We start from the raw sequence: 14,009 nt of genomic DNA on the forward strand, positions 1-14,009 counted from the left end.
CAACAAGCCTCTCTCGTTCGTCGCGGCACGCAGCAGCGCACTGGCCCACCGGTTGCTGGAGGCCGGGTTCCTCTCCGACTGAATGTGCCGCCTGAACGTGACGCCACACGGCGCGCAACTGATGCTTCTCGAGGCTGAGTTGGTTGACAACGCGGACCAGGACCGGGACATCGACACGCAGGCGCGCAAGCTCGTCGTTCCGGTTCACCATCGTGGCCGTGAGCCGGGTGACGGTCGCACGCTCGCGCGTCCGGCCGTGTCGGAGCCTTTCGTCCGAGCAGGTGAACGCCCGCGCGTCGAACAGTCGGTCCTCGACCAGGGCCTGGAGGTAGTGGACGGTGCCGGCGAGGCCCGACAGGTCGTCCGACGGGCGGACGCGGGTGGCGGGGACGAACGTGGTGTGCCGCTGGGTCAGCGCCTTGACCACTGCTCTGTCGTAATCTTCGGCCGCGAACGCGCGGGCCGCCTCGGGATCGCAGTGAACAACGTGTCGGGCACGCGCAGCCCATGGCGGGCCGCAGAGGCGAGCTGGGTGGGTTTGTGCTCTGACGCCTCGACCACGGTCGGGTCGTTGACGCACCCCGGCGGGTGGGCGCGCAGCAGCGCGGTGGTGTTCTCGTCCGCGCGCCGGCGTTCGTCCGGGTCGGCGGGGGTCTCGGGGCGGGTGGGCTTGCGCCAGTACACCGCGCGGCCGGGACCCACGGTCGCGGCCCGCTGGCCGTCGTCGATCACGGTGCTCCAGGTGCCGGCGGTGAACCGGCCGGTGGCGGTCGCGTCCTCGCGCGGCCGGCCCGGGTCCAGGCGCACGAACGCGTCGCGGTCGAGCCCGCTCACCACCACGTCGGCCTTGACATCGTCCTCGGCCGCGACGACGCCCATCCGGGCGGGGCGCACTACTTCGGGTCGTCCTTGCGCCGGACGCCGCCCTGGTCCTGGGTGCTGGTGTGGTTCGCCACCACCGCCGAATCCGCCGCCTCCACCAGCAGAAGCCCGTCTGCGGGCAGCGAACACGGCGCCCATGCAGCGCCGCCTGTCCTCGTGCCTGGCCGCGGCGCGGCGCGAGGGGCGATTCCCCCGCCTGGTCGACATCCTGCGCGAGGTCCACGTCCCCCCGGCCTGGACCGACGCCGCCGCGTTCCTGGAGGAGGCCCCCGCATGGTTCCGGCTGGACCGCCCCCGCGGCCGACCTGCCCGCCGCCGACGCCCGCGGCGCCCGCCTCGCCGCCCGGGTCCGCCGCCTCGAAGCGCGGCTCGGCGAGGTTCCGGGCGAGCGGGTCCGGCGCGAATCCGGCATCGGCGGCCCCGAGGACACCGAACGGCTCAAGGCCCGGATCACCACGCTCGAGCAGCGGAAGGTCGACCTGGAACCCGAGTTCCGGGAACGCGACGACGACCTCGCCGCCGCCCGCACCGCCAACCGCGAACTCATGGCCCGCCTCAACCGCGACCGGGCACGCCGAGAGGAGTGAAAGGCGCAGGTCACACACCGGAGTCGGGCGGCGGGGTGCGCGGCCGGGTCGCCGGGCTCCCTTCCCGGACTTTCGCCGGGTGGCTAGGTGACCTGGATCGGGTTCGACGAGGCGGAGGTGTGGCTCTCTGCGAAGAACGTGAGGGAGGTGTACGCGAGCGGGGCGCCGGCGCCGGCACCGACGGCGACGTACATCGTGACCTGTGATTCGCTGCCCGGGTGAAGGGCGTCGATCTCGGTGAAGGTGAGGCTGCGTCCGTCGTCCGACAGGCGGCCCGAGTGGACGATCGGGGGCCGTGTGGGGTCGGCGGGCAGGACGGTCAACCGGTGGTCCGGCCGGGGCGGGTTTCCCGTCGGGCCCCACACCAGGTCCGTGTCGGTCGGCAACTTCACCGTGATGGTCAGCCCGCCGACGGGATCGGTCCCCGTGTTCCGCACGACCACAGCGGGGTGGCCGGCGGCTCCGCCGCGTTCGAGCCGCACGTCGGGCCCGGAGGGCAGCATCGACAAAGGGCCCGGAGCGGACCCCGGGACGATGCGTACGGGGCCGGAGTACGAGGACCGGTCCGGCTCCACCACATACCCGGTTCCCATCGGTGTCCTCCACACTTCCCGACACGAAGTCGCAACCGACTCCCACGGCGCCCCGTACCCCGTGCACGCCGGGGCGACCCTCGACCCTTCCGCAACCGAAGGTATCCAAGCGGATGCCCCATGCAGCAGCGAGGGCAATCAGCCAGGCAGATCCCGGGAATCGACCGAAAGACGTCGACGACGCACCCGGGCGGAACTCCGCCGCCGCTGCGCACTTGTCACCATCCGCGCCCCGCCCATAGACACGCTCGCCGCCGGCGTACGCGCTCTGACGATCCTCGGCCTCCACCAACAAAGCACCACCCGAACGGCGTTGATCGTCACCGGACTCGCTGCGGCCGGGCAGGCTACGGCCCTGCCCCACATCGGACGCGCCTGCACCTCGCCCTGGACCGATCCGGGTTCGGTGGAGACTCGCGTACCGACCCCGCCGGCTCGCCCCCTGCGCCGCGTCGGGAAAGGCCGCCCCGGGCGGCGCGTCGGCTCGTGGCCGGGGCGCCGACCGGGGCGGCCGGTCTTGGTCAGGCCGAGCGCAGTGCGTCGGTGGGGGAGGCTTTCGCGGCGCGCAGTGCGGGGTAGATCCCGGCGATCGCGGCGACGACGACCGACACCGCGGGGCCCACGACAAGCGTGTAAAGGGGGATGGCCGCGGCCCAGTCCTGGGCGAGCGCGTACCCGTAGACGGCCAGGCTGCCGAGGAGCAGTCCGCCCATCCCGCCGAGGAAGCCCATCAGTACGGCTTCCAGGAGGAACTGCATGGCGATCTGGCCGCCGCGGGCGCCGAGGGCGCGGCGCAGGCCGATCTCGCCGCGGCGTTCCATCACGCCCACGACCATGGTGTTGGCGATGCCGACGCCGCCCACGAGCAGTGCCACGCCGGCGAGGGCGAGGACGAGCCCGGTGAGGGTGTTCTCCGTTTCGGCGCGGGCCGCGAGGAGGTCGGAGGGTCGGCTGACCGCGACCGTGTTCGGGCTGGCGGGGTTGGCGGTGGCCGCGGCCACGGACTGTACCTGCGGGACGCGTTCGGAGTACGACCGCAGGTAGACGGTGGCGGCGGTGCCGTCCGCGCCGAGGTGGGCGACCGCCTGTGGCCGGCCGACGAGTGCGCTGGTGCTCAGTTCGGGAGCGAGTTCGTTGGGGGCGAGGATGCCGGCGACCTTGTACCACTGGCCGCCCAGCCACACCCGCTCACCAGGACCGGTCACGCCGAGGCGTTGTGCGGCCTGGTCGCCGAGGACGGTGATCGGGAGGTTCTCGCTCGCGGCGTCGAGCCAGTGCCCGCTGGTGAGGGTGGCGCGCAGCACGTCGAGCAGGTTCAGGCGGGCGGCCAGCACCGTGATGCTGCCGGTCTGTTGCTCGGGCACCAGGTCGTTGCGGTAGATGTTCGCCTTGGTGGCGCCGGTGGCGGTGACCTGTTGTACCGGGCCGATGGCCGCGAGCATCTTCTCGGCGGTGGGCGGCAACGGTACCGGTTTCTGGTCGGAGCCTTTGCCGGGGGCGACGGTGATCAGGTTGGAGCCGAGTTGGTCCAGTCGTTCCAGCAGGTGTTGTTGGTTGGAGTTGGAGATGCCGGTGACCGCGACGACGGCCGCGATACCCAGCGCGATGCCGAGCGCCGACAGCGCGGAGCGCATCTTGCGGGTGCGCGGGCCGATCATGCCCAGGCGCAGCAGGTCGGTGGGGCGTAGTCGGGTGCGGCGGCGTGGTGTGCTGTTCACAGGCCGGCTCCGGTGGGCTGGGGGGTGCGTTCGTCGAAGTCGATGCGGCCGTCGTGGATGCCGATCCGGCGGGGGAAGGAGGCGGCGAGTTCGCGGTCGTGGGTGATCACGACGACGGTGGTGCCGTCGGCGTTGAGGGTGCGGAGGAGGTCTACGACGGCGGTGCCGGAGACGCTGTCGAGTGCGCCGGTGGGTTCGTCGGCGAGCAGCAGTGCGGGGCGGCCGACGAGTGCGCGGGCGATCGCGACGCGTTGTTTCTCGCCGCCGGAGAGTTGGTCGGGGTGGTGGTCGAGGCGGTGGCCGAGTCCGACGGAGCGCAGTGCGTCGGCGGCCCGCGCGCGTCGTTCGGAGAATCCCGCGCCGCTGTAGAGGAGTCCGGTGGCGACGTTCTCGACGGTGCTGAGTCCGGCGAGGAGGAAGAACTGTTGGAAGACGAAGCCGATGCGGTGGGCGCGTAGTGCGGCGAGTTCGGCGTCGGACAGGTTCGACACGTCGCGGCCTTCGAAGCGCAGCGTTCCGGCGGTGGGTCGGTCGAGCGAGCCCAGCAGTGCGAGCAGGGTGGATTTGCCGGAGCCGGAGGGGCCGACGACGGCGAGGAGTTCGCCGGCGTCGATGGTCAGGTTCAGGCCGTGCAGGATGCGCAGCGGGGGTGAGCCGGGGTATTCCTTGACGATGCCGGACAGTTCCAGGACGGGGGCGGGGGTTTCGGGTGGGGTGGGTGTCATGTGGGGATCGCCACCTGTGCCCCGGGTTGCACGTCGCCGGTGATCTGGGCCTTGGCGTCGGCGATCAGGCCGAGTCTGACCTTGACGAGTCGGGTGGTGTGGCCGTCGGCGACGCGGATGCCGTAGCCGCCGCCGTCCAGTGCCAGGAGCGCGGTGACCGGGACGATGAGCGCGTTGTCGGCGGTGTCGCCGACGACGTTGACGGTGACCGGGGACGGCCCGGCCTGTTGGGTCTTGTCCTGGCTGTCCAGCACGATCGTGACGGTGGTCTTGGTGTTCGGGCCGTCCGCGGAGCCGCCGGACTTGTCGTCGCCGGCGGGGCCTCGGGCCAGGGAGCGGATGCGGCCCTCGACGGCGGTGCCGTCGGAGAGCTTGACGCGGACCTTTCCGTCGGGCTTGAAGCGGGAGACCTGGTTTTCCGCGGGTTGGGCGGTGACGACGAGGTCGGTGCGGGTGACGGTCATAATGGAGTCGCTGCCCACGGCCGAGCCGAGCTTGGCGCCGAGTTGCTGTACGCGCACGGACTCCTGGGCCAGCATGACGATGCTGCCCAGGGGGACGGTGCCGGTCTCCTTGACGCCCTGCGACTTCTGCCAGCGTTTGACGGCGGTGACGGTGGCGGTGGTGAACTTTTGGTCGGCGGACAGGTCCAGGCCCTTGGCGTGGCCGAGTTTGATCAGGTTCTTCTTGAGTTGCTCGACGTCGGGGCCGTTGGGGACGTCGGGGCCCAGGTCGCGCCACATCGGGCGGTCGCCGGTCATCAGCACCACCGGTTGGCCGTCGACCTCGTACAGCCTGCCGCCGGTCTTGACGATCGCGCCGACGGCGGGCAGTGCGGTGATGGTGCCCTTGCCGGACGCCACGATGGGGGTGGGCGCGTCGAACGCGAGCGAGCCGGTGAGTTGGATGCTGGTGGACAACGATCCGTGTTCCACCGGGACGAGGTCGTGGCGGACGGCGGTCTGCTTTGTCGTTGCGCTGTCGTGCTCCCAGGGGCGGGCCACCGCGGCAACGCCGCCGCCGGCCAGCACGGCGACCACCAGCAGCGGGACGACGACCCTGCCGCGCCTGCGCGTGCGGCCGGGTCCGCTGTCGTCGCCGACCGGGGTGGGGGTGGGGGTTTCGGCGGAGTGGGTCACGGTCATTCGCCGATCGAGTAGCCGGCCATCGGGAACCGCGCGTCGCACGCGCGCGAGGCCGCGTCCCACTTGGTGGGGTCGAACACGGCGCGCGGGACGGTGACGATGGCGGTCTTGGGGTCGGGGTCGGGCATGTCGGTGTAGCCGTTCTTGCGGGCGCACTCGACCCACTTGCGGGACATCTCGACGAACTTGCTGTTGTCGGCCTGCTTTGCCTGTTTGATGCCGGGGACCTTCTCGTCACACAGCTTGGTCGCGGTCTCGAAGCCGGGTTCCAGGCCGGTGTCGGTCTTCGCGGCGGGGAAGGCGATGTTGCCGTCCTTGTCCTGCGTGACGCCGGCCTGGCCCTGCTTGTGCATGCAGTCCACCCACGCCTTGCGGACCGCGTTGTCGTCCTGCGGCTCGGCCCGGCCGGCCCCCTCGTCCCCGGCGACCTTGGGGGCCGAGTCGTCGGAGGAACAGCCGGCCACGGTCAGGATCGTGCCCGCCGCGGCGGCGACCAGCCCGACTCGTATCGACCTGCGGCGCAGGGTGGAGGTACGCATTCTCGATCTCCCTTGTGAACGTGGGGTGACGTGCACAGTTCTACGGAGGCCGCGGTTAACCGGCCGTGACCGCGCGCCTAACCGGCTGCTAACACCACGCCGGGCAGGCTTGGCCCTCGGGCCCGTGTGGCACAGCGGCGGTGGAGTGAGCGGAGCGGGACACATGTGGGTGTTGATCGTGGAGGACGAGCGGGAGCTGGCGGCCATGCTCGCCGATGGGCTGCGCGGCGAGGGCATGGTCTGCGACGTGGCCCACGACGGCCTCGAAGCGCTCCAACGCACCGCCGCCGCCGACTACGACGTGGTGATCCTGGACCGGGATCTGCCCGCGCTCGGCGGCGACGCGGTGTGCCGGGCACTGGGCTCCACCGGATATCCGGCCAGAATCCTGATGCTCACCGCCGCCGACAGCCTCTCCGACGTCGTCGAGGGCCTCGGGCACGGCGCCGACGACTACATGGCCAAGCCGTTCTCCTACCTCGAACTCGTCGCCCGCCTGCGCGCCCTCGGACGCCGCTCCTCCGGGAACCGCGCCGCGGTCGTGATCGGCAGGCGCGGCGTCAGCCTGGACACCGCACGCCGCGCCGCCGAACGCGACGGTCGCCCACTGAACCTCACCCCCAAGGAACTGGGCGTCCTGGAACTGCTGTTGCTCGCCGACGGCGCGCCGGTGTCCACCGAGGAACTCCGCGACCGGCTGTGGGACACCGCCGTCGACCCCGCGACCACCGCGGTCCGCGTGACGGTACACGCGCTGCGCCGCAAGCTCGGCGAACCACCGCTGATCGCGCACGACGCGGGCTACGGATACCGGCTGTGAGCCGGCCCGGACGCGCCTCCCGTCACCCGTTGCGTCTCCCGTCCCGCCTCGCCTCCGACCGGCTGCCGCTGCGCGGCCGGCTGACCCTGGTCACCATGACGGTGTTCGCGGTCCTGGGCTGCGGGATGCTCGCGCTGAACTGGCTCAGCGCGCGCCAGTTCATCCAAGCCAACCGCAGCCTCGTCACACCGGCCAGATCGCTCTCCCCCGCGACGCCGGCACCGGTCCTGGGCCGAACGCCGCCGCCGGACGGCACCGAGCAGGTTTTGACCACGCCCGCGCAAGGCTTCGGAGACTTTCGGGACACCATCCTCGGCGACCTGCTGACCCGCTCCGCGTTGCTGCTCGCCGCGTTCACCGCGCTCGCCGCACTGCTCGCCTGGTGGGCGAGCCGCCGCTCGCTGGCCCGCCTCCACCAGGTGACCGCAACCGCCCGCCGGATCAGCGCCGACCGCAGCATGGACGAACGACTGGCCCTGGACGGCCCGTACGACGAGATCCGCGAACTCGGCGACACCTTCGACGCCATGCTCGACCGCCTCGACCGAAGCTTCACCGCTCAACGACGCTTCACCGCGCACGCCTCACACGAACTGCGCACTCCCTTGACCATCCAACGCACCGCATTGGAGATCCCGCTCGCCCAGGGCCGCGTCCCGCCCGATCTACGCCCCGCCGTACAACGCGCGCTGGACGCCAACGCCCGCACCGAACGCCTGATCGCCGCACTGCTGACCCTGGCCCGCGGCGAGAGCGGCACGCTCAACCTGCGTCCGGTCGATCTGGCGGACGCCGCCGGGGCCGCGGTCCGGGATCTCGCCGACGAGGCCCGCGCGGCCGACGTCCGGGTCACCCTCGCCACGATGGCCGCGCCGGTCGAGGGTGACCCCGCGCTGCTGCGGCAGGTCGCGCTCAACCTGCTGGCCAACGCGGTACGTCACAACCACCGCGACGGCACGGTGACGGTGACCACCGGCTCGGTGGGCGACACCGCCTTCCTGGAGGTCGCCAACACCGGGCCGGTCCTGAACCCGGAAGAGATCCCGGCCCTGTTCGCGCCGTTCCACCAGGGCCGCGAACGCGGCACCGGATTCGGCCTCGGACTCGCCGTGGTCGAGGCCATCACCGCCACCCACCGCGGCGAGATCACCGCCACCGCCCGCACCGGCGGTGGACTGACCGTACGCGTGCGACTGCCCTCCTCACACGGGCCGGTCCGGTCGTGACCGGCTCCGTGGTCCGCCTCGCTCCGAGGGAAGAGGGCCGTCACCGGGGACCTGTCGGAAACCCTCCCGATCGGCCGCAACGACACCTACCACGGACCGTGACGCGTATCCGGCGCCCAAGGCGAACGGCAAGCTTCGTCGTCTGGGGATCGCCTTCGCGCCGGACACTCGATGCGTGATCGCCTGCTCGACGAGGAACCGGGCCAACTCGTCGCCCAATCGCCGCTCGTCGGGAACAACCACCAAAGCCGCCCCCGACACCAGCGCCAACGCCCATTCCAAACAGAACACATCGAAACCGATCGAGGTGAACTGCGCGATCCGGAAGTTCTCTTCGGGTCGGAACCGGCCCCGTCCCGCGGCCACGGTGTTCGCGAATCCGGCCTGCGAAACGACCACCCCCTTGGGCTGCCCGGTCGAACCCGACGTGTAGACCACATAGGCCGGGTGCGAACCCGACAGCGGCACCAAACGGTCGGCGTCTCCGACGGGGGACGACGGCTCGCTCTCCAGCGCAGTGACCACCACAGGCTCGTCGAGAACCAGGACCGCACCCCTTTCTCCGCACCACGCGGCCGGGATGTGCGACGCGTTCACGCTGTCCGTGACCACCAGGACCGGCGTCGCGTCGTCGAGCATGTAGGCGATCCGCTCGACCGGTTGCGTCGGATCGATGGCCAGATACGCAGCACCGGCAGCCGAGACACCCAACAACGCCGTCATCAAGCCCGAGTCGCGACCCAACACCACCGCGAGCACCGCCTCGGGGCCGACCCCGAGCCCGATCAGCCGCCGCGCCAAACGGTGAACTCGACCACCCAACTCGCCGTACGAAAGCTCCGAATCCCCGGACACCACCGCAATCGCTGCCGGCGCCTCCGCCACCCGAGCCGCGAACAGCTCCGCGACCGGCACCTCCGGCACCACCATCGCCGTGTCGTTCCAGGTGACCAACACCCGCGAGCGCTCGTCGTCGTCCAGCACGTCCACGGCGTCGAGTCGAACACCCGCATTCGCAACCAGCGTTCCCAGCACCCGTACCCAACGGGCGGCGATGGTTTCGACCGTATCCGGGTCGAACAGATCGGCCGACGCCACGACCACGCCGCGAAGCCCGGCGGGACAGCCCTGCTCGTCGAAGACTTCGGTCAGCGCCAGATCCAGGTCGAATCTCGCCGGTTGCGCGACGGACAAGCCCGCCGCGGCGCCCGACGTACCGACCCCAAGCCCCGGCAAATCCAGCGCCGCCCGGCCGGTGTTCTGCAGAGTCAACATCACCTGGAACAGCGGATGGCGCGCCAACGACCGCGCCGGCGCCAACTCCTCCACCAACCGCTCGAACGGCACATCCTGATTCCCGAACGCCGCCAGGCCCGTCTCGCGAACGCGGCCCAGCACGTCCCGGAAGGCCGGATCGCCGGACAGGTCGGTGCGCACCACGAGCGTGTTGACGAAACACCCGACCAACTCGTCCAGCCCTTCGTCCGTCCTCCCCGCCACGGCCGACCCGATCGGGATGTCCGTCCCGGCACCCAACCGCGCCAACTCGACCAATCGGCCGTGTAGTTCGCTCGAAACCTCGACTGGGACGCTGTGGCCGGCGCGGCTCGCCACCGCCGGACGCGGGCGGTCGACCGGCAGTTCGAGCTCCTCCGGGACGCCCGCCAGTGCCTCGCGCCAGAAACCCACCTGTCGCGCAAGCACACTGTCCGGATTGTCGGCCGTGCCGAGCAACTCCCGCTGCCACAGCGCGTAATCGGCGTACTGGGCCGGCAACGGCGCCGCCCACTCGGGCGCCCGTCCCGCGCGTCGGTCCGCGTAGGCCAGCGCGATGTCCCGGCCCAGGGGTCCCCAGGACCAGCCGTCTCCCGCGATGTGGTGGAGCACCACCACCAGGACGTGTTCGCGGGCGTTCACGGACAGCAGCCACACCCGGATCGGCGGCTCGGTCGTCAGGTCGAAGGTGCACGTCGCCATTCGGGCCACCTCGGCCGCCACGTCGTTCGCCGCGACGTCGACGAAGGTCGGCTGCCATGCGACCTCGTCGGAGCCCAGAATCTCCTGGTACGGCTCGCCGTCCACGACGGTGAAAACGGTGCGCAGCACCTCGTGCCGGGCAATCACGTCACGCAGCGCCGCGCGCAGGGCCGTACGGTCCGGGTCGCCCGTCAGGCGGGCGACCACCGGGATGTTGTAGGTCGGATCGGGGCCGTCCAACTGGCCGAGGAACCGCGGATGGCTGCCGCTCTACCACGACATGGGACTCGACGCCCAGTTGCTGTGGGGTCTGCTGGCCGGCGGCAGCGCCGTGCAGATGCAGCCGAGCGCCTTCGTGCGACGCCCGTTGCGCTGGTTGCGGCTGATCGATGCCTACGGCGTCAATGTCTCGTTCGCGCCCAACTTCGCCTTCGAGCTGTGCCTGCGCAAGATCGGCGAGGCGGACGTGGCCGGTTTGGACCTGTCACGCTGGGATGTGGCGGTGTGCGGCTCGGAGCCGATCGACCCGCGCGTGTTGGCCGCGTTCGCGCAGCGATTCGCCCCGGCCGGCTTCCGGCCGCAGTCCCTGCTGCCCGGCTACGGCCTGGCCGAGGCCACGTTGTACGTGTCCGGGAGGCGCGGCCGGACACCGCTGAGCACGCGCGTGGACCTGGGCGCGCTCGCCCGGGGCACGTTCGTGCCCGCGACGCGGGAGGGGGCCACGCGCGAGGTGATCAGTTGCGGGCCCCCCACCGAGGCATGCGAGACCCGCGTGGTGGATCCGGGCTCGCTCGAAGTGCTGCCCGAGGGCCGCCTGGGCGAGATCAAGGGCAACCCTCCGCCGGGCAACAAGGACGGGCAGCCCACGCCGGAGCCGACCCCGGACGGGCGCCACAAGAAGGACCCGAAGTAGATGACCGACGTCCTGGAGGAACGCCGCCACGCCCTGGACGAGGCGATGCGGGCGCGCGGGGCGTGGCCCGAGGACGCCCCGTGGGTGCGCAACGCGTTCGACGCGCTGCCCCGCCACGCGTTCGCGCCCGAGCGCCTGTGGGACTGGGACGGGAGCGCGTACGTACCCGTCGACCGCGGCACGAACCCGGGACGATGGGCCGAACTCGTCTACGCCGGACCCGACAACGCGGCCGTCACCGAGATCACCGACGGCATCCCCTCGTCGTCCCTGTCGGCCCCTGCCGTCGTGGCGACCATGCTCGACTCCCTCGACGTCCAACCGGGACACCGCGTCCTTGAGCTGGGCACCGGGACCGGCTGGAATGCGGCGCTGCCGGCCCACCGCGTCGGCGCCGCCGGGCGGGTGACCAGCGTGGAGGCGTCGGCGGAACTCGCCGACACGGCGGCCGGGAGGCTGCGGCGTGCCGGGGTGCGCGTCGACGTCGCCGTAGGTGACGGCAATCTCGGCCGGCCCGAAGCCGCCCCGCACGACCGGGTGATCGCCACCTACGCCGTCGACCACGTCCCCTGGGCGTGGATCGAACAGACCTCCCCCGGCGGCGACCTCGTCTTCCCCCTCGGCCGGATAGGACACTTCGCGGTCACCGTCGCCGACGACCACCGCAGTGCCCGCGGCTGGATGCACGGCCTCGCCCAGTTCATGAACGCACGCGACACCCCGGTGCCCGCCGCCACCGTCCGCTCCTACACGCAGGTCCGCGCCGGCCGCGCCCCCGACGACAAGCGGGGCGTCGACCGCGACATCACTCCCCTGCGCACCGACGCGAACCTGCTGTGGGCACTGCGCCTGGCGTTGCCCGACGTCGTCAACAGCACCGACACCGACGAAGACGGCGTCAACGCCTGGATTCACGACGGGGCCTCCTCCTGGGCCGTCGTCACCACCCTGCCCGACGGCGGCGCCCGCGCCGAACAGGGCGGGCCCCGACGCCTGTTCGACGCATTCGAAGCCGCCTGGGACGCGTGGACCGCACACGGACGCATCAGCCGCTGGGACCACGGCATCACGATCACCGAACACGAACAGTACGTATGGGAAGGCGACCCCGACACCGGCCGCCGCTACCGGCTCCCCGCTCCGGCCGCTACCGCAGGTTGAGACAGGCGGGGGCCACCCAACGCGCCGGGCCCGAACACGGCGACCGCGCTATGGCCGGCGCCCCCGGCACTCGGTCTCGGGTCACGGGGCCCACAGGCAGCCTCAGGATCCGGAAGCGACCACAGCACCGCCATCGCGGCCCTCACCTGCGCGCCCGGTCACACGACCAGCGGGATGCGGCCCATCGAGAAGCGGCCCCAGTCGAGGCTGTGGTCGATGTGCGCCTTCAAATCGACGCCTGGAGGCAGGGGCAGATAGGACACGATGAGGACCACATGGGCGACCGCCGTCGCGACCCGCACGAACCCGGGGTCGACGGTGGCTTCGAAGTGCGTGGCGCTGTCTCCCGTTTCCAGCCGTTGATCCGACGCCAGGGTTACGCGGGCTCCGGCTCCGGGGTGTTCGGTCGTCGAGTTGGGACGGGGATCCAGGCCGAGTGCCTCGGCGAGCAGGGGCATGGTCCGGTGGGCACGGTGTCCCGCTCCGCTGAGGGTGGACAGGTAGACGAACGGCGCTTCCCCGCCGTCACGTCGATTGGGGCCCACCGTCCCGGGCATGATCACGCGCCCGTATGGACCAGTGCCCGTGCCGGTGTGGATGTTCGGCGGCGCGTTCGTGGCGTCGGGCTCCGGTTCGATGTGGCACAGCGGTGCGGGGTGTTCGGTGTTCACGTCCGCGGTGGGGGCCGACGCGACACGCGCGGGGATCAGCCACGCGGGCTCCAGCGCGACTCCCAGGGCCCGGAAGCCGGTCAGGGCGAGTTGGCGTGTCCGTGGGAGGCAGTGGCGCAGGCCCAGAGCAATGAATTCCCCTGAGTCCAGGAGCGGTTCGAGGATCGTCCGGTCGACGGCGAACGTGACTTATTCGTCGTCGAGGGCGAGCATCGCCTCCACGGCGTCGAAGCAGGCCCCGGTGGACGGTGTCGCGGGTAGGCAGCCCGGAGCCGTGGTCGAGGAACTGCCGGATCCCGTGCTCGCGCGCCAGGACGCGCACCGCGCGCCGCAGGAAAGCCCGGTTGTTGAGCGCGAAGGCGCGGATGTCGGGGGCGACGCGCAGGAGTTTCGAGCACGCGCGGCGGTCGGCGGGGTAGTTGTCGGTGCCGCCGACCGAGTGCGCCGAGCCGAAGCCCACCCCGGCGCGCACCCCGATGTTCCCCCCGTCCCTGCCTGGCGGCTGCGCAGACGGCCACCGCCGGTGGAGCTGCCCGTGACCGGCGACGGCTTGTCCCCGCGCCCGTCTGGGCGTGCGTGCGAGCTTCGCGGCCATCCCTGCGGGGCACATCCCGGGGCCGTCGCAGATCAGCCGGCTCAGCCGCAAGGCCTTCCGGGAAGCCCGGTCGAGCAGGGACATCGCGCCGTCGTCGGTGTCCGCCGCTGCCTGCGCCGCCCGGCGATGGCGGAGCGGTCGCCGCCGACCCCGGCTTCGCGTGTGGTCGGGAGCGGCGGCGAGGTCAGGGGCGTGCGCGACCGCGCCGACCGTTGACGACGAAGGCGTACCGTGCGGTGGCCGGGCTGCGGCGGTGTGGGTTCGGCTTGGATCACGCGTGCGGGACGGGCTCGGGTGCGTTGGTGGGTGGGCGTTCCGGGGGTGCGTCTTCGCGTTCCGAGTCGGATCGCGGTTCTTGATGGCGGCGCAGCCGGCCCGGTGTGGTGCCGTACCAGCGGTGGACGGCGCGGCGCAGGGCCCGGGCGTCGCTGAAGCCGGCGCGGGCCGCGATCGTCCG

Annotated in this window: 13 protein-coding genes and 3 pseudogenes; 5 read left to right on the forward strand and 11 right to left on the reverse strand. The window is 71.8% G+C overall.

Features of this window, described 5'->3' with window-relative positions; all coding sequences use genetic code 11:
* Positions 1 to 427: pseudogene (locus ACH4XV_RS48130) on the reverse strand (hypothetical protein); the annotation flags it as partial.
* Positions 412 to 894: a hypothetical protein gene (locus ACH4XV_RS48135; protein ID WP_395800930.1), complete on the reverse strand. Its 483-nt coding sequence runs from the start codon at positions 892 to 894 to the stop codon at positions 412 to 414. The gene ACH4XV_RS48135 and the pseudogene ACH4XV_RS48130, both read right to left, overlap by 16 nt.
* A gap of 50 nt (positions 895 to 944) precedes the next feature.
* Between ACH4XV_RS48135 and ACH4XV_RS48140 the strand changes: the two genes are divergently transcribed.
* Entirely contained in the window at positions 945 to 1,469 is a 525-nt protein-coding gene (locus ACH4XV_RS48140; RefSeq protein WP_395800932.1) for a hypothetical protein, read from the forward strand.
* Between the two features lie 83 nt (positions 1,470 to 1,552).
* Here ACH4XV_RS48140 and ACH4XV_RS48145 read toward each other — a convergent pair whose 3' ends face one another.
* The 5 genes from ACH4XV_RS48145 to ACH4XV_RS48165 all read right to left on the reverse strand — a co-directional run bounded on the left by ACH4XV_RS48145 (position 1,553) and on the right by ACH4XV_RS48165 (position 6,189).
* A complete protein-coding gene (locus ACH4XV_RS48145; protein ID WP_395800934.1) occupies positions 1,553 to 2,062 on the reverse strand; it encodes a hypothetical protein in 510 nt (169 codons plus the stop codon).
* A gap of 521 nt (positions 2,063 to 2,583) precedes the next feature.
* Positions 2,584 to 3,780: an ABC transporter permease gene (locus ACH4XV_RS48150; protein WP_395800936.1), complete on the reverse strand. Its 1,197-nt coding sequence runs from the start codon at positions 3,778 to 3,780 to the stop codon at positions 2,584 to 2,586.
* A complete protein-coding gene (locus ACH4XV_RS48155) occupies positions 3,777 to 4,505 on the reverse strand; it encodes an ABC transporter ATP-binding protein (RefSeq protein ID WP_395800938.1) in 729 nt (242 codons plus the stop codon). The genes ACH4XV_RS48150 and ACH4XV_RS48155 overlap by 4 nt, the downstream gene beginning before the upstream one ends.
* Positions 4,502 to 5,650 (reverse strand): peptidoglycan-binding protein, encoded by a 1,149-nt coding sequence (locus ACH4XV_RS48160; RefSeq protein ID WP_395800940.1) that lies wholly within the window; start codon positions 5,648 to 5,650, stop codon positions 4,502 to 4,504. Before ACH4XV_RS48160 ends, ACH4XV_RS48155 begins: the two co-directional genes overlap by 4 nt.
* Positions 5,647 to 6,189, reverse strand: a complete 543-nt coding sequence (locus ACH4XV_RS48165; protein ID WP_395800942.1) for a hypothetical protein — start codon at positions 6,187 to 6,189, stop codon at positions 5,647 to 5,649. The genes ACH4XV_RS48160 and ACH4XV_RS48165 overlap by 4 nt, the downstream gene beginning before the upstream one ends.
* Positions 6,190 to 6,352: 163 nt before the next feature.
* On the opposite strand from ACH4XV_RS48165, the gene ACH4XV_RS48170 reads away from it, so the two are divergent.
* Complete coding sequence (locus tag ACH4XV_RS48170; protein WP_395800944.1) at positions 6,353 to 7,009, forward strand: response regulator transcription factor; 657 nt, start codon at positions 6,353 to 6,355, stop codon at positions 7,007 to 7,009.
* A 29-nt stretch (positions 7,010 to 7,038) separates the two neighbouring features.
* Positions 7,039 to 8,235 (forward strand): sensor histidine kinase, encoded by a 1,197-nt coding sequence (locus ACH4XV_RS48175; protein WP_395800946.1) that lies wholly within the window; start codon positions 7,039 to 7,041, stop codon positions 8,233 to 8,235.
* Here ACH4XV_RS48175 and ACH4XV_RS48180 read toward each other — a convergent pair.
* Complete coding sequence (locus ACH4XV_RS48180) at positions 8,212 to 10,452, reverse strand: condensation domain-containing protein (RefSeq protein ID WP_395800948.1); 2,241 nt, start codon at positions 10,450 to 10,452, stop codon at positions 8,212 to 8,214. The two genes, ACH4XV_RS48175 and ACH4XV_RS48180, sit on opposite strands and share 24 nt — an antisense overlap.
* Positions 10,453 to 10,492: 40 nt before the next feature.
* Here ACH4XV_RS48180 and ACH4XV_RS48185 point away from each other — a divergent pair, with 40 nt between their 5' ends.
* Both ACH4XV_RS48185 and ACH4XV_RS48190 read left to right on the forward strand, forming a co-directional pair.
* On the forward strand, positions 10,493 to 11,125 hold the full coding sequence (locus ACH4XV_RS48185; protein ID WP_395800950.1) for an AMP-binding protein: 633 nt from the start codon (positions 10,493 to 10,495) through the stop codon (positions 11,123 to 11,125).
* Positions 11,126 to 12,286, forward strand: coding sequence for a methyltransferase domain-containing protein (locus tag ACH4XV_RS48190; RefSeq protein ID WP_395800952.1), 1,161 nt, complete (start codon positions 11,126 to 11,128; stop codon positions 12,284 to 12,286).
* 158 nt (positions 12,287 to 12,444) lie between these two features.
* Here the strand turns inward: ACH4XV_RS48190 and ACH4XV_RS48195 are convergent, their stop codons facing one another.
* The 3 genes and pseudogenes from ACH4XV_RS48195 to ACH4XV_RS48205 form a co-directional block, all read right to left on the reverse strand.
* Entirely contained in the window at positions 12,445 to 12,957 is a 513-nt protein-coding gene (locus ACH4XV_RS48195) for a hypothetical protein (RefSeq protein WP_395800953.1), read from the reverse strand.
* 238 nt (positions 12,958 to 13,195) lie between these two features.
* Positions 13,196 to 13,435 (reverse strand): annotated as a pseudogene (locus ACH4XV_RS48200) (SAM-dependent methyltransferase); the annotation flags it as partial.
* Positions 13,436 to 13,823: 388 nt separating this feature from the next.
* Positions 13,824 to 14,009, reverse strand: a pseudogene (locus tag ACH4XV_RS48205) (hypothetical protein); the annotation flags it as partial.

This window comes from Embleya sp. NPDC020630 (genome assembly GCF_044334985.1).
GTDB lineage: Bacteria > Actinomycetota > Actinomycetes > Streptomycetales > Streptomycetaceae > Embleya.